The organism is Celeribacter baekdonensis, assembly GCF_900102315.1.
Taxonomy (GTDB): Bacteria; Pseudomonadota; Alphaproteobacteria; order Rhodobacterales; family Rhodobacteraceae; genus Celeribacter; species Celeribacter baekdonensis.
Genome location: NZ_FNBL01000002.1, coordinates 130,973 through 147,826, shown reverse-complemented (window position 1 = coordinate 147,826; position 16,854 = coordinate 130,973). Strand labels below are relative to the sequence as shown.

General features: G+C 58.0%; 22 protein-coding genes. 11 read left to right on the top strand and 11 right to left on the bottom strand.

The features are described from left to right. Positions 1-340: 340 nt before the first annotated feature. The 5 genes from thrS (at position 341) to BLT54_RS04850 (ending at position 5,140) form a co-directional block, all read left to right on the top strand. The gene (thrS, locus tag BLT54_RS04870) at positions 341-2,290 is read left to right on the top strand and encodes a threonine--tRNA ligase (RefSeq protein ID WP_074641803.1); all 1,950 of its coding nucleotides are present in this window, start codon (positions 341-343) and stop codon (positions 2,288-2,290) included. Positions 2,291-2,615: 325 nt separating this feature from the next. Continuing rightward, entirely contained in the window at positions 2,616-2,927 is a 312-nt protein-coding gene (locus BLT54_RS04865; protein ID WP_074641801.1) for a BufA1 family periplasmic bufferin-type metallophore, read from the top strand. A gap of 68 nt (positions 2,928-2,995) precedes the next feature. Beyond that, entirely contained in the window at positions 2,996-3,880 is an 885-nt protein-coding gene (bufB, locus tag BLT54_RS04860; RefSeq protein WP_074641799.1) for an MNIO family bufferin maturase, read from the top strand. Next, a complete protein-coding gene (locus BLT54_RS04855; protein ID WP_074641797.1) occupies positions 3,877-4,608 on the top strand; it encodes an HvfC/BufC N-terminal domain-containing protein in 732 nt (243 codons plus the stop codon). Before bufB ends, BLT54_RS04855 begins: the two co-directional genes overlap by 4 nt. Beyond that, entirely contained in the window at positions 4,601-5,140 is a 540-nt protein-coding gene (locus BLT54_RS04850; protein WP_074641795.1) for a DoxX family protein, read from the top strand. Before BLT54_RS04855 ends, BLT54_RS04850 begins: the two co-directional genes overlap by 8 nt. On the opposite strand, the gene BLT54_RS04845 is transcribed toward BLT54_RS04850, so the two are convergent. Continuing rightward, positions 5,119-5,433: an arsenate reductase family protein gene (locus tag BLT54_RS04845; RefSeq protein ID WP_074641793.1), complete on the bottom strand. Its 315-nt coding sequence runs from the start codon at positions 5,431-5,433 to the stop codon at positions 5,119-5,121. The genes BLT54_RS04850 and BLT54_RS04845 overlap by 22 nt on opposite strands. A 241-nt stretch (positions 5,434-5,674) precedes the next feature. Here BLT54_RS04845 and BLT54_RS04840 point away from each other — a divergent pair, with 241 nt between their 5' ends. Next, on the top strand, positions 5,675-5,881 hold the full coding sequence (locus BLT54_RS04840; RefSeq protein ID WP_009570975.1) for a cold-shock protein: 207 nt from the start codon (positions 5,675-5,677) through the stop codon (positions 5,879-5,881). A gap of 75 nt (positions 5,882-5,956) precedes the next feature. Then, positions 5,957-6,604 carry a GDSL-type esterase/lipase family protein gene (locus tag BLT54_RS04835; RefSeq protein WP_083351718.1) on the top strand — a complete coding sequence of 216 codons (648 nt, stop codon included), beginning with the start codon at positions 5,957-5,959 and terminating at the stop codon, positions 6,602-6,604. Positions 6,605-6,661: 57 nt separating this feature from the next. On the opposite strand, the gene BLT54_RS04830 is transcribed toward BLT54_RS04835, so the two are convergent. The 3 genes from BLT54_RS04830 to BLT54_RS04820 form a co-directional block, all read right to left on the bottom strand. Then, the gene (locus BLT54_RS04830) at positions 6,662-6,973 is read right to left on the bottom strand and encodes a hypothetical protein (RefSeq protein WP_074641789.1); all 312 of its coding nucleotides are present in this window, start codon (positions 6,971-6,973) and stop codon (positions 6,662-6,664) included. Between the two features lie 155 nt (positions 6,974-7,128). Continuing rightward, positions 7,129-7,602 (bottom strand): dihydrofolate reductase, encoded by a 474-nt coding sequence (locus tag BLT54_RS04825; RefSeq protein ID WP_074641787.1) that lies wholly within the window; start codon positions 7,600-7,602, stop codon positions 7,129-7,131. An 11-nt stretch (positions 7,603-7,613) separates the two neighbouring features. Continuing rightward, a complete protein-coding gene (locus BLT54_RS04820) occupies positions 7,614-8,408 on the bottom strand; it encodes a thymidylate synthase (protein WP_074641785.1) in 795 nt (264 codons plus the stop codon). Between the two features lie 147 nt (positions 8,409-8,555). Here BLT54_RS04820 and BLT54_RS04815 point away from each other — a divergent pair, with 147 nt between their 5' ends. Both BLT54_RS04815 and BLT54_RS04810 read left to right on the top strand, forming a co-directional pair. After that, a complete protein-coding gene (locus BLT54_RS04815) occupies positions 8,556-8,978 on the top strand; it encodes a VOC family protein (protein ID WP_074641783.1) in 423 nt (140 codons plus the stop codon). Beyond that, the gene (locus BLT54_RS04810) at positions 8,972-9,724 is read left to right on the top strand and encodes a DUF1194 domain-containing protein (RefSeq protein ID WP_245707950.1); all 753 of its coding nucleotides are present in this window, start codon (positions 8,972-8,974) and stop codon (positions 9,722-9,724) included. The genes BLT54_RS04815 and BLT54_RS04810 overlap by 7 nt, the downstream gene beginning before the upstream one ends. Positions 9,725-9,789: 65 nt before the next feature. On the opposite strand, the gene BLT54_RS04805 is transcribed toward BLT54_RS04810, so the two are convergent. Further along, on the bottom strand, positions 9,790-10,287 hold the full coding sequence (locus BLT54_RS04805) for a MarR family winged helix-turn-helix transcriptional regulator (RefSeq protein WP_074641781.1): 498 nt from the start codon (positions 10,285-10,287) through the stop codon (positions 9,790-9,792). Positions 10,288-10,435: 148 nt separating this feature from the next. After that, positions 10,436-10,750 carry an FAD assembly factor SdhE gene (locus tag BLT54_RS04800; protein WP_074642424.1) on the bottom strand — a complete coding sequence of 105 codons (315 nt, stop codon included), beginning with the start codon at positions 10,748-10,750 and terminating at the stop codon, positions 10,436-10,438. Positions 10,751-10,893: 143 nt separating this feature from the next. On the opposite strand from BLT54_RS04800, the gene BLT54_RS04795 reads away from it, so the two are divergent. Both BLT54_RS04795 and BLT54_RS04790 read left to right on the top strand, forming a co-directional pair. Beyond that, on the top strand, positions 10,894-12,096 hold the full coding sequence (locus tag BLT54_RS04795; RefSeq protein ID WP_074641779.1) for a pyridoxal phosphate-dependent aminotransferase: 1,203 nt from the start codon (positions 10,894-10,896) through the stop codon (positions 12,094-12,096). Next, complete coding sequence (locus tag BLT54_RS04790; RefSeq protein WP_074641777.1) at positions 12,093-12,506, top strand: hypothetical protein; 414 nt, start codon at positions 12,093-12,095, stop codon at positions 12,504-12,506. Before BLT54_RS04795 ends, BLT54_RS04790 begins: the two co-directional genes overlap by 4 nt. A 15-nt stretch (positions 12,507-12,521) precedes the next feature. Here BLT54_RS04790 and BLT54_RS04785 read toward each other — a convergent pair whose 3' ends face one another. The 5 genes from BLT54_RS04785 to BLT54_RS04765 all read right to left on the bottom strand — a co-directional run bounded on the left by BLT54_RS04785 (position 12,522) and on the right by BLT54_RS04765 (position 16,844). Then, positions 12,522-13,880: an MATE family efflux transporter gene (locus tag BLT54_RS04785; protein WP_074642421.1), complete on the bottom strand. Its 1,359-nt coding sequence runs from the start codon at positions 13,878-13,880 to the stop codon at positions 12,522-12,524. A gap of 75 nt (positions 13,881-13,955) precedes the next feature. Further along, entirely contained in the window at positions 13,956-14,846 is an 891-nt protein-coding gene (locus tag BLT54_RS04780; protein ID WP_074641775.1) for an NAD-dependent epimerase/dehydratase family protein, read from the bottom strand. Between the two features lie 33 nt (positions 14,847-14,879). Next, a complete protein-coding gene (locus BLT54_RS04775) occupies positions 14,880-15,440 on the bottom strand; it encodes a lipocalin family protein (protein WP_074641773.1) in 561 nt (186 codons plus the stop codon). Beyond that, positions 15,428-15,778 (bottom strand): hypothetical protein, encoded by a 351-nt coding sequence (locus BLT54_RS04770; RefSeq protein WP_074641771.1) that lies wholly within the window; start codon positions 15,776-15,778, stop codon positions 15,428-15,430. The genes BLT54_RS04775 and BLT54_RS04770 overlap by 13 nt, the downstream gene beginning before the upstream one ends. 25 nt (positions 15,779-15,803) lie before the next feature. Continuing rightward, positions 15,804-16,844: an aldo/keto reductase gene (locus tag BLT54_RS04765; protein WP_074641769.1), complete on the bottom strand. Its 1,041-nt coding sequence runs from the start codon at positions 16,842-16,844 to the stop codon at positions 15,804-15,806. Positions 16,845-16,854 lie beyond the last annotated feature (10 nt).

The window sequence follows — 16,854 nt, the reverse complement described above, 5'->3', positions numbered from 1 at the left end:
ACTGTCCTCCGTCATTGCCTCAGGCCTATCGCGGCTGGGAAAACTTTGCAATCCGCTGGCCCAAAGCGCCCCCGCTCACAAAGGGGAGTGGCAGGGGTTCGCTCAGTCACAGGCTCCGCCCCTGACGGCGCCAAACCCACAGGACATTGCCGGGCTGTTGCGCCTTGCTCACGCGGGCCCTCCCCGGCCTGCGCCCCGACAGAGGCACACACATTGCATTTATGGCAGTCATGAGCGCCCTTTCGCATTGACTCGGTCACACTATAAATTCACATAGGGCGAACACCATAACCCGCAACCGGGCGCTCCGTGGGCGCCAAACTGACGAGGAGTGCCAGACATGGCCCAGATTTCTCTCACCTTCCCCGATGGCACTGCACGCGACTTCGCAAAGGGCGTCACCCCTGCTGAGGTCGCGGAAAGCATTGCGATCTCTCTCGCCAAAAAAGCGATCTCCGCGACCGTGAATGGCACGCATTGGGACCTGCAATGGCCGATCGAGGCCGATGCCACGATTGCCATCAACACCATGTCCGATGAGGCCCCGGCGCTGGAACTGATCCGTCACGATCTGGCCCATATCATGGCGCGCGCGGTGCAGGAGCTTTGGCCCGATGTCAAAGTCACCATCGGCCCGGTGATCGAAAACGGCTGGTATTACGACTTTGACCGCAAAGAGCCATTTACCCCCGAAGATTTGGGCGCGATTGAGGCGAAGATGAAAGACATCATCAACGCCCGTGACCCTGTGCGCACCGAAGTCTGGTCGCGCGCGGATGCCATCGCCTATTACAAAGAGCGCGGCGAAGAGTACAAAGTCGAATTGGTCGGCATGATCCCCGATGACGGTCAACCGATCCGCATGTATTGGCATGGCGATTGGCAAGATCTCTGTCGTGGGCCGCATTTGCAAAACACCGGCCAAGTGCCGAACAATGGCTTTAAATTGATGTCCGTCGCCGGGGCCTATTGGCGCGGCGACAGCGACCGTCCGATGTTGCAGCGGATTTACGGCGTTGGGTTCAAAGATCCGAAAGCGCTCAAGGCCCATCTGACCATGTTGGAAGAGGCCGCCAAACGCGACCACCGCAAGCTGGGCCGCGAAATGGACCTATTCCACATGCAAGAAGAGGCCCCCGGTCAGATTTTCTGGCATCCGAACGGTTGGAAAATCTACACCACGTTGCAAGATTACATGCGCCGTCAGCAAGAAGAAGATGGCTATGTCGAGGTCAACACGCCGCAGGTGGTGAACCGCAAGCTTTGGGAAGCGTCCGGTCACTGGGACAACTACCAAGACAATATGTTCATCGTCGAAGTGGACGAGGATCACGCCCGCGAAAAGACGCTGAATGCGCTCAAACCGATGAATTGCCCCTGCCACGTTCAGGTGTTCAACCAAGGTTTGAAATCCTACCGCGACCTGCCTCTGCGCATGGCCGAATTTGGCTCGTGCAACCGCTATGAACCCTCGGGCGCGCTGCACGGCATCATGCGGGTGCGCGGCTTTACCCAAGATGACGCGCATATTTTCTGCACCGATGAGCAGGTCGAGGAAGAGACCAAGAAATTCGTCACCTTCCTGGCCAAAATCTATGCTGATCTGGGCTTTGATCAGTGGAAGGTCAAACTGTCGACCCGTCCCGAAAAGCGCGTCGGCACCGAGGAAAGCTGGGACAAGGCCGAGGCGGATTTGGCTAACGGGATCAAAGCTGCGGGGTACGATTATGAAATCCAAGAGGGCGAAGGCGCTTTTTACGGGCCGAAACTGGAGTTCGTGTTGACCGATGCCATTGGCCGCGATTGGCAATGTGGCACCTTGCAGATCGACCCGAACCTGCCCGAACGTCTGGATGCCAATTACATCGGTCAGGATGGGGCCAAACACCGTCCGGTGATGTTGCACCGCGCTGTCTTGGGCTCGTTTGAGCGCTTTATCGGCATCTTGATTGAATCTCATGCGGGCAAATTGCCGTTCTGGCTCGCACCGCGTCAGGTTGTGGTCACCACGATCGTCTCTGAGGCCGATGACTATGCCAAAGAGGTCGTCGCCGCCCTCAAAGCCGCCGGTGTGCGCGCCGAGGCCGACACCCGCAACGAGAAGATCAACTACAAGGTCCGCGAACACAGCCTTGGCAAAGTGCCGGTGATTCTGGCCGTTGGCGCGCGCGAGATTGACGAAAAGACCGTCTCTGTGCGTCGTTTGGGTGAAAAACAGACCGCTGTGATGAGTCTGGACGACATCGTGGCTGAGCTAAAGCTGGCCGCCTGCCCGCCCGACTTGAAATAAGTCGCAAAAACCTGAAACAATAAGGCCCCGCGCAAGTGGGGCCTTTTTTGGGTGCTCACCTTCCCCAACGTCAGCGTGAGCAATGTTTCACCCCTTGCGTGCCTTTATCCCCCTGATTTTACTCAGCTCAGGCCATCCCGACACCGCAAATCCGCGCGAACTGGCCCTGTTCTATTTCTTTTCAACACACGTTTCCGTTTGTTTCATTGCCTGACAGGCGCGTCATGACACAGCCCCGTGACTGGCCTGTGAGCCGCCCCATCGGCCATATCTTGCTCACCGCCACTGACGGCGGAAACGCATGATCTTTAGGGAGACACACCCAATGACCACTCAAACAAACACCCTCGCCCTCATCGGTGCTCTTGCCACCGCATTGTCCGCAACTGCCACCATGGCCTCTGCCGAAGGGGCACAGGAAAAATGTTTCGGCGTCGCCCTTGCCGGTGAAAACGGTTGTCAGGCTGGTCCGGGCACGACCTGCGCCGGCACTTCGAAAGTCGATTACCAAGGCAACGCCTGGACCCTCGTTCCCGAAGGCACCTGCCTGACACTGGAACTGCCCGCGATGATGGACGGCGCGGCGCGTATGGGGTCGCTTGAGGCGCTGGACCGCGACCTGCCGATGGACAGCTAAACCGCGTTGGGTTCGGCGCATCTGTGCCGGACCCTCTTGTCAAACACAGACCTTCGGGGGGAGATGAGATGTTGGACCACCGTAACAACTGGCGCGACACCCGGCATGACACTTGGCGTGACACCCTGCCCAATGGCGCGGGCGTCGGCTACAAACCACAACATTTTTCAAACCTTGTGGCCGACAAATCCCCGGTTGAATGGCTTGAAATCCATGCGGAAAACTACATGGGCGCGGGGGGACGGCCCTTGGCACAACTGCGTGCGCTCTCCGATCTGTTCCCGATCTCCGTGCATGGTGTTGGCCTTTCAATCGGCGGCGAAGGCCGGCTTGACCCCGACCATCTGGCCCGGCTCAAACACCTGCTCGACTGGCTCCAACCGGCGCGATTTTCCGAACATCTGGCTTGGTCCACCCATGGCGGTGCGTTTTTCAATGACCTGCTGCCCCTGCCCTACACCGAGGCCACATTGACCCGTGTCTGCGCCCATATTAACGAGCTGCAAGATCGGATCGGGCGGCAGATGTTGCTTGAAAACCCCTCCGCTTATTTGGCCTTTTCTGAGAGCACCTATGCGGAGGTCGATTTCCTGCGTGAGATCGCCAAACGCACCGGTTGCGGGCTGTTGCTGGACGTGAACAATGTCTTCGTCTCCGCCACCAATCTGGCCTTTGACCCCATCTCCTATATTGACGCTTTCGCCCATGAGGCCGTGGGGGAAATCCACCTTGGCGGCCATGATGAGGACGCAGATGAGACGGGCGCGCCCTTGTTGATCGACAGCCACGGGCGCGAAGTGGCCGACCCGGTTTGGGCACTTTATGCCCATAGTTTGTCCGTCGGCGGTGCCAAACCGACCCTGATCGAATGGGACACCGATGTGCCCGAATGGAAGGTTTTGGCCGCTGAGGCCGACCGTGCCGCTGCCCTGTTGCACCGGGTGCCTGCATGACCCAATCCGCCTTCATCGCCGCCGTGCTTGACCCAGACGCCCCCATTCCGATGGGCCTCACCGATGCGTCTGACCGCCCCGTAGCTGCGCGCTTTAATGTCTATCGCAACAATGTCGCGGTGAGTTTGAAAGAGGCGCTTTCGTCGGGCTTTCCCGCGATCAAATCTTTGCTCGGCGCGGCATTTTTTGACGCAATGACAGGGGTTTACCTGCGCGCACATCCACCAAAATCGCCGCGACTGGCGCTCTACGGCGAGACGTTCCCCGAGTTTCTGGCCGGGTTTGAGCCCGTGCGCCACCTGCCCTATTTGCCCGATGTCGCGCGGCTCGAATACGCCCTGCGCCAAAGCTATCACGCCGCCGATGCCACGGTACTCACCGCCGAGGCCTTGCAACACCCAGAGGCGTTCACACGCCCGCTGCGTTTGGCCCCTTCGGTGTTTTGGATCGAAAGCGCCTCTCCGGTGACCCAAATTCATGCCGCCGCTCTTGGCGGGTCAAACCCCACAGGCGGGGCCGAAGATGCCCTGATCACCCGCGCCGGTTTTGATCCGGTGGCGACGGGCTTTCCTCCCGGCACCAGTGCCGTTTTGACGGCTTTGAACGCGGGGACGCCTCTAAGCGAGGCGCTCAATTTCGCTCCCGGAGCACTCGACCTCTCGGCCTTTCTTTGCGCACTGCTGACCGGCGGAGCACTCACCTTACCGCAGGACACAGCCCATGTTTGACCTTAAAAACACGTTCGATCGCATCAACAGCCTCGCCCTCTCTGCCCTCCCCCTGCTCGCGCGCCTCACCTTTGCCGGGGTGTTGACCCGCTATTTCTGGGCCTCGGCGGCGACCAAATTATCCGGTCCGTTCACCCCAACCTTCAATGCCTACGCCCAAGTCTTCCCACGCAAGATGGAGGCGGCAGGCTATGACATTTCGGGCTTTGGCCTGTTTGAATGGGCGGTGGTGATGGCGGGAAGCTATGCCGAAATCCTTCTGCCCGTGCTGCTGATTGTCGGCTTGTTCACCCGCCTCGCAGCCCTCGGCATGGTCGGCTTTGTCCTCGTGCAATCGCTCACCGATGTCATCGGCCATGGTGTCGATCCCGCCACCGTGGGGGCGTGGTTTGACCGGGCATCTGACGCGCTGATCCTGGACCAACGCAGCTTTTGGATGCTCGGATTTGCCGTGCTCATCGGCTTGGGCGGTGGCTGGGCCTCACTCGATCGGCTGATCTGGAACCGGGTTCAGGCCAAAACAGCGGCCTGAACATCCTTGCCCCAGCCAAGGTACAAAACACCGTCCTTTTCGATCACCGGGCGCTTCATCAGCGTCGGGTGATCGGCCAATAGTGCGAGGGGCGCGCGGGTCCGCTCCGCCTCTGACAAGCCCCGCCATGTGGTCGAGCGCGTGTTTAAAATCGCATCGCCAAACTCCGCATGAAACCGCTCCAAGTCCTGCGCGGACAATGGTTCGGCACGAATGTCGCGCAACTCCGCCGAGAGCGCTTTGACCGCTTTGCGACAGGTGTCACATGTCTTAATCCCGTAAATAACCGTCATTTTAACCTCTTTTCGATTCACCAAGCGCCCAATCCACAGCCCCAGCCGCTCAAAAAACCGCCTGTGCGCGGTGTTATAAACTTGTTGCTTGCCTTATTTTCAACTTGAGGCAAACTTATCTCGTGACTGCTGACTTTCTAGAACGACCGCTCCTTCTTACGGGGCAGCTGGAAGACTTGGAAGACCAGGCTGCACCGGCCCGTCGCACGTTGTGGCGGATGACATGATAGGAGTGATGACAATGCCCACCGGCACTGTAAAATGGTTCAACACCACCAAAGGTTTCGGCTTTATTGCCCCCGATGATGGCGGCAAGGACGTTTTTGTTCATATTTCTGCCGTCGAGCGCGCGGGCATGACCGGCCTCGCCGACAATATGAAAATCCGCTATGAGCTGCGCGATGGTCGTGATGGCCGCGCCTCTGCATCCGAACTCGAAGCGATCTGAACGATTTTTCGGTTGATCTTTGACGGTCCCGGGGCCACTCCGGGGCCGTTTTCTATGCTCATTTTGGAGGCCCCCGTGCCCACGATCCTGACCTTTGGCGACAGCAACACCCATGGCACTCAACCGATGCACACGCGCCCATCCGAGCTGCCGCGTCTCTTGCGCCGCTGGCCTGTGGTCATGGCGGAACGGCTGGGATGGGATCTGATTGAAGAGGGCTTGCCGGGGCGCACCTTTGCCTTTCCCGACCCCGAAATGGGGCCGCATATGGATGGGCGTTTGGGCCTTTTCATTGCGCTCGAAAGCCACGGGCCGATTGATGCGCTGACCATCATGCTGGGCACCAATGACCTCAAGGCGCAGTTTGACGCCACGCCGGAAGACATCGCCGAGGCCGCCGCCTTTCACCTTGATGTTGCGCTCTCCGACGAGATGCAGGCGCGTCATGGCGGGTTTGAACCCTTTCTCATCCTGCCCCCCGCCCCGCGCGCTTTGGGCGTTTTGACCGCGCATTATCAGGGGGCGGAGGCCAAAGCCATGGCCAGCCGTGAGGCATTACGTGCCGTGGCCGAAGCTCGCGATGTGGCGGTGTTTGATGCCAATTCCGTGGTGTCGGTCTCTCAGGTCGATGGCGTCCATCTTGAGGCGCAATCGCATGAGACGCTGGGCGCGGCTGTGGCCGATTTCATCCTCTCGGAACGTGTTGAGGATGGTGCCGAATGACAAAAGCCCGTCCCATACACAGGGCGGGCTTTTGAATTCCACAACGGGTTCTGTGACTTAGCTGCCCGCCCCCATCGAAATCCGCTCCGGCACGTAACTCGGAGATTTCGGATCGGTGGTGTTCGTCGCCATCGCGGGGACATAGCGCCGCTGGCTCACGGGAGCGTCGCCATAGCCCGTCGCATTCGGCACGCCGCAACACACCACGCCGTTATACCGGATCGGCTGCGTGCCCGCCGGACAAAAGTTTTCGACGTTTTTCTCATAGGCGAAATGTTTGACAACGGGGTCATAGGGCTGGGTGTCAGCGGCAAACATCGGGCTCGCCCCAAAGGTCAACACAGCGGCAGTCAACGCGGTTTTCATCATTCTACACACTCCGGAACACGGGCCCAATTTGGGCGCAAATCTCTATGGTTAAAGGATAACGCAGCTTGCGCGACTGCGGCAAGGATTTGATGGTTTGGGGAGCGATTGTTTCCAAATGTACAACAGTGGCGTCATTTTTCAACCATTGACCAAGCTCACCGCACCCATTCCACCACCTCACACTTCGGCCCCTCCGCGCGCAGCACCATTCGCGAGACTTCGCGCCAATCACTTGGGTCGAATGTCGGGAACCATGTGTCCGCGCCCTCGACCTCTGTGTCGACCTCGGTGATCACCAAACGGTCGGCCAGCGGCAACATCGCATTGTAGATGCCAAATCCACCCATGCCGTAGATGCGGGCGCGATGTTCGGAGCGGGCAAACCGGATCGCCGCCTCAACGCTGGAAAAAACATGGTCGTGATCGACAGCCCGAGAGGACACCACGATATTCAAACGATTTTTCAATGGCTTAAATGGAAGGCTGTCCCAGGTGTTGCGCCCCATGATGACCGCGCCCCCCATGGTTTCACGCATGAAAAACCGCAAATCCTCCGGGGCCTCCCATGGGATGGTGTTGCCCCTGCCAATGGCGCCGTTGCGGTCGCGGGCAGCGATAAGCGTGATCATGACGAGGCTCCTTAGACTGCAACCGGGGCTTTGATGGCGGGATCGGGGTCGTAATCCAGCACCTCGAAATCATCAAACGTGAAATCGAACAGGCTTTTGATCTCCGGGTTGATCCGGATGCGCGGCAGCGGTTTGGGGCTGCGCGTGAGTTGCAATGCGACCTGTTCCATATGGTTGGAATAGATATGCGCGTCGCCGATCGAATGGACAAAATCACCCGGCTCATAGCCCGTCACCTGCGCCAGCATTTGCAGCAAAAGCGCGTAGGAGGCGATGTTGAACGGCACGCCAAGGAACATGTCGGCGGAGCGTTGGTAGAGTTGAAGGTGCAGTTTCCCGCCCAGGATTTTGACCTGCCACAGGGTATGACAGGGCGGCAGCGCCATATTGTCGACCTCGGCGGGATTCCAGGCGGAAACGATGAGGCGGCGCGAATCGGGGGTGTTCTTGATTGCCTCAACGAGATTGGTGATCTGGTCAAATGTGCCGCGCTCCCCGCCCGGCCAGTTGCGCCATTGCGCGCCGTAGACCGGACCCAGATCGCCATTTTCATCGGCCCATTCGTCCCAAATCGTCACCTTATTGTCGCGCAGATATTTGATATTGGTGTCGCCGGAAAGGAACCACAAAAGCTCATGGATGATGGCGCGCAGGTAGAGTTTTTTGGTGGTCACCAAGGGAAACCCATCGCTGAGCGGGTAGCGGGCCTGAAGCCCGAAATAGGATCGGGTGCCCGTGCCAGTGCGATCGGTGGTGTCAACGCCATGGGCAAGGATGGTTTTCAACTGGTCATGGTATTGTTGCACGGCATTATCCCCAAGATGTAGTAGGCGCGAGTTTGGCCTCAGTATTACTGACGCAGAGGGGCAAGCCAAGGCGGAACCTGTGCCAAGGGGATGGAAAAGCGCCCACAAAGGGCTAGAGTTGCTCCAAACAAACAAGGAGGATGCAAAATGCGCTATTTGCACACGATGGTTCGAGTGAAGGATTTGGAAAAAACCATGGCGTTTTTCACGCTATTGGGACTGCGACAGATTCGTCGCATGGACAGCGAAGCGGGACGGTTTTCGTTGATTTTCATGGCCCCCGAGGGACAAGAAGAGTGTCCGGTGGAACTGACCTACAATTGGGATGGCGACGAGGGCCTGCCCTCAGACAGTCGCCATTTTGGCCATCTGGCCTATGAGGTCGAAGATATTTATACGCTTTGTCAGACACTTATGGACAATGGCGTGGTGATCAACCGACCGCCGCGCGACGGGCACATGGCCTTTGTGCGCTCACCGGACAATATTTCGATCGAGCTGTTGCAAAAAGGCGAAGCCCTGGCACCGGCAGAGCCGTGGGCGTCGATGGAAAGTGTTGGGCATTGGTAAAAACCGCCCTTCTCAGCGCGATTTTCGCCGCGTTTATGACGACTGAACCCACACAAGCCGAGGCCTGTCGACAGGCTTTGGCGCTGGGGCTGGATGTCTCCGGCTCGGTCGATGCCCGTGAGTGGCAATTGCAGATCGAAGGTCTGGCGCGCGCCTTGGCCGCCCCGGAGGTGACGCGGGCGTTTTTGGCCGTCGAGGGCGCGCCGGTTTGGATCACCGTCTATGAATGGGCGGGCGACGCCTCGCCGCGCGATTTGGTGCCTTGGATTGCGGTGCGCAGCCAAGAGGATTTGCATCAGGTGCAAACCAAATTGCGCAGCCTCACACGGGTGCCGCATGGGCCGGGTACGGCCATGGGCGAAGCCATTCGGTTTGGCGGGGCGCTGCTGAGCGAACGTCCCGGCTGTTGGCGCTATACGTTGGATATTTCCGCCGATGGCCGCTCCAACATGGGGCCGCGGCCTGAGCGGGTACGGTTTGAACCGAACCTCAGCAATGTGACCATCAACGGGTTGATTGTCTCCACCGGCTCGGACACCGCCGGTGCCGACGCGATCACCCGCGAACTTGATGGCTTGGAACGTTATTTCAGAGGGGCGGTGATCAAAGGCTATGGCGCTTTTGTCGAACGTGCCGGGTCCTATCAGGATTATGAACGCACTATGACGCGCAAACTTTTGAAAGAATTACAAACACTTGCGATTGGGAGGCTGGACATTCTGCCCAGTCAGACCGTGCAAAATTAACTGTGCAAAATGAACCGTGCAAAATGAACGGGCAGCACAACACGCGCAGATCGCGCGACGCCCGATCAATAGATATAGCGAATCTGATCGGCCCAATAGCGTTCGACACGGCGCAAAGACGTATTGATGTCCTCGATTCCCACAGAGGAAATCACCCCTTTGCCCTGCAACCCCTCGGCATGACGCGAAAACAACTCCGCCACAGTCACGCGCACATGGTCGCCCTTGGCGGTCAGTTTCACCCGCACCGAGCGGCGGTCAATTTCGCAGCGCTGATGGTGCATATAGCCCATATCCACCAGTTTTTTGAGGTTATAGGACACGTTTGAGCCCTGATAATACCCGCGCGTTTTCAATTCCCCGGCGGTCACTTCGTTTTCACCGACGTTGAACAGCAAAAGCGCCTGAACCGCGTTGATTTCCAAAATACCAACCCGTTCGAATTCATCCTTGATCACATCGAGAAGCAGGCGATGCAGCCGCTCCACCAGTGACAATGCCTCAAGGTACTGTGACATAAAGGGGGTTTCGATTGGTTTTACGAATGCTGAATGCATGCTCATCTGTGACTCCGCCAAAGGCTATTTGAAGGACAGATTGACCGGAATTTCCCAAAATTCAGTTAAACATCACATATTTTTCCAATCTCGACAAATTGGCGGAAAAATAGCGTAGACAGGGCGTGGGTTTAGGAAAGGATTTGGTAACCTTTTAGCCCATAAGGCCCCAAGATGGATGATCCGCATCCGCAATCACCCGCTCCAACATGGATTTGAGATGGTCCGGCACGGGTTTCAGCCCGGTCGCATAGGACAACAAATCCTGATCATGCTCATCCATCAGCGTTTCAAACTCATCCAAAGCCGCCGTATCCATCTGGGCCAAATGCGCATCCGCATAGCCGCCGATCAAAAGATCCATTTCCTTGATCCCGCGCCGCCACGCCCGGATTTTGAGCCGCTTGCGACGGATTTCAATGCTCTCACCCACCGGCTTGACTGCGTTTTTAGGGCTGAACTGAGGCATGGCGATCTCCAACTCTGTGACGTTTTTTGCACCCATATCAAGATTATCGCGCCCATACCAAGATTATCGTCAAGCGGCGCTTGGCGAGCGGTCCTTTTTGGCGCTATCACTACGCCAAACCCTTAGCCAATGGACGCTTTCCTATGCCTTTCCTCTCCGAGACTCTGTCGCGTGTCAAACCGTCTCCCACCATCGCCGTGACCAACAAGGCGCGTGAATTGAAAGCCGCGGGCAAGGACGTGATCGGCCTTGGCGCAGGCGAGCCGGATTTTGACACGCCCGAACACATCAAAGCGGCGGGCATCCGCGCCATCGAAGAGGGCAAAACCAAATACACCGCCGTGGATGGCATCCCGGAACTCAAAGAGGCGATTTGCGCCAAGTTCAAACGCGACAACGGGCTGGACTATACCCCCGCGCAGGTCTCTGTGTCGGGCGGCGGCAAACAGGTGCTCTATAACGCGCTGGTGGCGACCTTGAACCCCGGTGACGAGGTGATCATCCCCGCGCCTTACTGGGTGTCCTACCCGGATATGGTGCTTTTGGCCGGCGGCGTACCCGTGGCGATCGAAGGCAAGTTGGATCATGATTTCAAAATCACCGCAGCGCAGCTTGAGTCCGCGATCACGCCCAAAACCAAGTGGCTGATCTTCAACTCACCGTCCAATCCCACCGGCGCGGGCTATTCCAAAGCCGAACTCAAAGAGCTGACCGATGTGTTGATGCGCCACCCGCATGTCTGGGTGATGTCGGATGATATGTACGAACATCTGGCCTTTGACGGCTTTGAATTTTGCACCCCGGCAGAGATCGAACCCGGCCTTTACGCGCGCACTTTGACGGTCAATGGCGTGTCCAAAGCCTATTGCATGACCGGCTGGCGGATCGGCTATGCGGCGGGGCCGGTGGAATTGATCAATGCGATGCGCAAGGTGCAATCGCAATCGACCTCGAACCCCTGTTCGATCTCGCAATATGCCGCCGTCGAGGCCCTGAACGGCCCGCATGATTTCATCGCAGTCCACAACGAAGCCTTTGTGCGCCGCCGCAATATGGTGGTCAAGATGCTCAACGAAGCCTCCGGCATCACCTGCCCGACCCCGGAAGGCGCGTTCTACGTCTACCCGGACATCGCCGGATGCCTGAACAAAACCTCCGCAGGCGGGGTCAAAATCACCAATGACGAAGACTTCGCCACAGCGTTGTTGGAAGAAACCGGCGTGGCCGTGGTGTTTGGCGCGGCCTTTGGCCTGTCGCCCAACTTCCGCGTCTCTTACGCCACCTCGGACGCCGCCCTCAAAGAGGCCTGCACCCGGATTCAGAATTTCTGCGCGGGGCTTTCATGAGCGTCGCTCTTCCCGAATATTATTTCCGTATCCGCGAAAACGGCGCCTTTGTCTTTCGCGTGGATACGGAAAACCGTCAGCGCCGGATCGAGATGGATCAAATTGCGGCGGTCAACATCAAGAATGGCGAAATCAAACCACAAGGCGGGCGGGAGCTGTCTCCCGAGGACATGCAAGTCATCGAAGAGTGGATGGCCGAGCGGCTTGAGCTTTTGGCAAAGCGCGACATCGACGACATTCACCGGGCGATTGATTATCTGAACCTGACCGCCCATTGGGCGCAAACGCGGGCAACGGACGATCAGTTGGAAAATGTCACGGATGCGCTTTTGCTGGCGATGCATGATCTTCGCACGGTCTTGGTGCGCAAAAAGTCGGATCGGCTGTTGCAAGACCGCGGCGAGGGCTAAACGCTTTAGGCATGATTAGGCATGACGCGAAATCCGCGACTTTTGCACCCAAAAGCGGTAGCTCATCAACAGGCAGGCCGAGGTCAGACCAAAGACAAAGCCCATCCAAACGCCCTCTGCGCCCCAGCCGATGACAAAGCCGAACAGGTAGGACACGGGCAATCCAATGCCCCAATAGCTGAGACTGGCCAACCACATTGGCACGGCTGTGTCATGCACCCCGCGCAGCAAGGAAAGCGCCACAACCTGCCCCCCATCCGAGAACTGCACCATCGCAGCTAAGACGATCAGAACGCCACCAATGGCCAAAACATCCGCGCGCGCCGGTTCATCGGGGGCGATGAACAAGCCGATGAGAAAATCCGGGAACAATAAGAACAAAGACGACGAAATCGCGGCCATGATCAGTGACATCACCACAACCACCCGCGCCCCTTTGCGCAGATCCGCCTCATCGCCGCGCCCCATGGCGTTGCCGGCGCGGATGGTGCCGGCCTGCGACAGGCCGATTTGGGTCATAAAGGCGATGGCCGTGAGTTGCAGCACGATCCCATGCGCTGCCAAAGTCGCCGTACCAATCCAGCCCATCATCAAGGCGGCGGCATTGAACAACCCGACCTCCGCCAGCGAGGTCAGTCCGATGGGCACCCCCATGCGAAACACAGTGCGAAACATCGGCCAATCGGGTTTGAACGGGTTGCGGAACAGGTCATTTTCGGGCGTTGCCATTTTGGCATACACCGCCAGCGCCACCATCATCAACGTCGAGACGATGAGCGAGGCAATGGCCGATCCCAACACGCCGAGTTCCGGCATCCCAAACCCGCCAAAGATCAGCATATAATTGAGCAGCGCGTTCAGACCGACCGCACAGATCACCGCGATCAACACCACGCGGGTGCGCTCCAGCGCCGAGAAATAGGAACGGAACACCGCGACCACCAAGGCCGGGATCATTTCAAACCCCGCGACCGCCAGATAGGGTTTGGCCATGGCGGCGATATGCGGCTGTTGCCCGAGTGCGACCAGAACCTCGTCGGAAAACCCAAACACCGGATAGATCACCACGGCGGCGATGATGGACAGCCAAATCGCCATCCGCGTGGCCCGGCGCACCATGGTCACATCCCCGCGCCCCGCCGCGGTCGCGACCAAAGGCATCACGGCAAAGGCGAACCCTGCCAAGAGGATAAACAGCACGAACCAAAAGCCCGAGGCCAAGACCAGCGCGGCCAGTTCGTCCAAACCGTACCAACCCATCATGATCACATCGGTCATATGCACGGCAAATTGCGCAAGCTGACTGCCCGCCAATGGCAGACCCAGCACCAAAATCCGGCGCGCGTGCTCCATATATGTCCGTTCAATAATCATGCCGGGGCTATAAGCGGGATTTTTCAAACCGCCTAGTCAAAAATCCTGCGGACCCCCATCAGCAAATGCGAAGGGTCAGGATTTCAAGACCTGCCGCCAACCGTGCTTGGGCGCAAATCCCAACAGCCGCTTGGCCTTCTCGTTGGAATAAAAGCTCTCATCATCGCCCATCTCGCGCAGAAACCGCACATTCGGATAAAACCGTTCGGCAATCTCACGCGTGCGCAGGTTCACCGAATGATCGTCATTGGCGGCGTTGAATATTTCAAACCCCAACCCGTCTTTCGCCAACATCAGATCGACCATCTGCCCCAAATCGCGCGCGTCGATATAGGCAAAGATGTTGCGCTCCCGCATGGCCGGGTGTTCGAAATAGGTCGGGAAATTGCGCTCATATTCATCCGGTTCGATCACATTGTTGATGCGGATGCCGTAGATGTCGATGCCGGAGCGGCGCTGAAACGAACGCGCCGTCACCTCATTGGCGACCTTGGACATGGCATAGCTGTCCTCGGGAACGACCGGGTGATCCTCATCCACCGGAAGATATTCGGGGACCCGCGTCCCATCGGCAAAACAGACGCCGTATGTGGTCTCGGATGAGGCAAAAATCACCTTTTTGATGCCAAGCTTCACCGCCGCCTCAAGCACATTATAGGTGCTCATCACATTGACGCGGTAGGTTTCATTGTCAGGCTTCAAAAGGATGCGCGGCACGGCGGCAAAATGCACCACCGCGTCAAATTTTGGCACCCCTGTTCCGGGTTCCAATTCATCGAAATTTGCGTAGGATGTCAGAGCGTTAAACACCTGACCGCTGTCGGTCACATCGACCGTCAGATTGTCCACCCCCGGCGCATCCAAGGGCACAAGATCGGCGTTCAAAACCCGATGACCGCGCGCCACCAGATAGGGCACAACATGCCGCCCGGCCTTGCCTGAGCCACCTGTAAACAAAATTCGCATCACTGCTCCTCCCTTTTGACGTCTATATGACGTCTATTTGCGCCGCGCCGGGCGCAGCCGGGTCACGTCATAGCCGTTCCACGCCAAAATCTCATGCACCGCACGCTGCCGATCCGGCGGCAGGTTCATTTCGCGCGACAACACATGTGCCGCCCCCGAAGGTGTCCCCATGACCGCGACATGATATTCGGCATCAACCCAAAACACCCAAATCTCGTCGCCCTTAAAGGCAAACCGCCCCGGCCCGATCCGCTTGGCCAGCCCCTGACGCGGCGCACCATCGGCACAGGGGCCTTCGGTCACCATCAGATCGCCGGATGTTTGTCGGGTAAACGTCACCGCACCGATAACGCAGGATTTGCCTTCGGGCACAAACGCCTCAACCTCATACCAGCGACCGGAAAATTTCAGCGTGTCCAACGCGGCCAAAGAGGCCATCGCCACCTCTGGATTGCGTGTGCCGGTGGGTTTGGAGGCCGATCCGGGAGTCACACATCCTGCAAGCAGGGTCAGAGCAACCGCACCAAACAAGAGGTTTTGCACATTAAAATTGCACAAATCGCGCAATTCGCGTTTTTGGATCACTCCACGCATAATGTCACCCGCCGCCCTGAAGCATCCAACAACTCGTTACAGCCAAACAGCGGCTCTATCGGGCTACAGCTTTGCGAACGTGCCAGACAATTCCCACTGCTGCATTCCGAGGATTTGGAACAGGACTTCCCCGCATCTTTCGGCGTCATGAAACAAGCCAAAGCCCCGGACGCCCCGCCCGGCTTAAACGACCCACCCCGCGCCTCACAGGCCACCCTTTGCGATGTCGCACCCGGATCATAGCCCGCAAGACCATAGCCCCCGCCCGTCTCCGGCGCGTCCGCTTGGCAAGCCGTAAGGGCAAATGTGGCAAGCGCAATCCAAAGGGCAGCCCGCATGATATGATCTCCTGATATGCCTCACTTAGTAAGGCATTGGATGGGCTTTATACGCCGCTGCAATGTCTTTGAGCAGCTCTTTTGACAGCGTCACATCCCGTGCGTCCAAAGATTTTTCCAACTGTTCCACAGAGGTCGCGCCGATGATCGGCATCGTGTCAAATGGACGGGTCAGTGTCCAGGCCACAGCCATCGTCGCCGGGTCGATCCCGTGTTTTTTCGCGATCTCGACATAGGCGTCAACCGCAGGCCAGGCGCGCGGGCTGACCCGACCGCCCAGATCGCCATTCAGATCAAGACGCGAGCCTTTCGGCACCACAGAGCCGCCCTTGTACTTATCGGTCAAAAGCCCGGCGGCCAGCGGCGAATAGGCCAAAAGCGTGACCTCTTCATGCACCGCCAATTCGCCCAGATCGAGGTCATAATGGCGGCACATCAGCGAATATTCGTTCTGGATCGACTGCATCCGCGGCGCGCCCATCTCCTCGGCCAAACGCAACCACTGCGCCATGCCCCATGCACTCTCGTTCGAGGTGCCAAATTCGCGCACTTTGCCAGCCTTCTGCAGCTCCGCCATCTTTGCAAGAACCGCCCGCATATTGTCCAGAACCTGATCTTTCGGCGGCTGCGAGGACGGATCAAATGTCCAGTTCTGGCGGAAATGATAGGAGCCGCGATTGGGCCAATGGAATTGGTAGAGATCGACGTAATCGGTTTTGAGCCGCTTGAGCGAGGCATCAAGGCGCGCTTCAAGGTTTTCGGCGGTGATGCCCTCTTTATTGACACTGCCAGTGCCGGCAATTTTAGTCGCGATGATCCAATCCTCGCGCCCACCGCGCGCCGCAAGATATTCGCCGATGATCACTTCGGTGTCGCCTGCCGTCTCAACCCGCACCGGGTTGACCGGGTACATTTCTGCCGTGTCGATGAAATTGACACCGACCTCTTTGGCGCGGTCAATCTGGGCGTGGCCCTCGTCCATCGTATTCTGTGTGCCCCAAGTCATTGTCCCGAGACAAATCTCAGACACCATCAGATCGCTTTTACCAATTTTGCGCAGTTTCATCGCATCACGT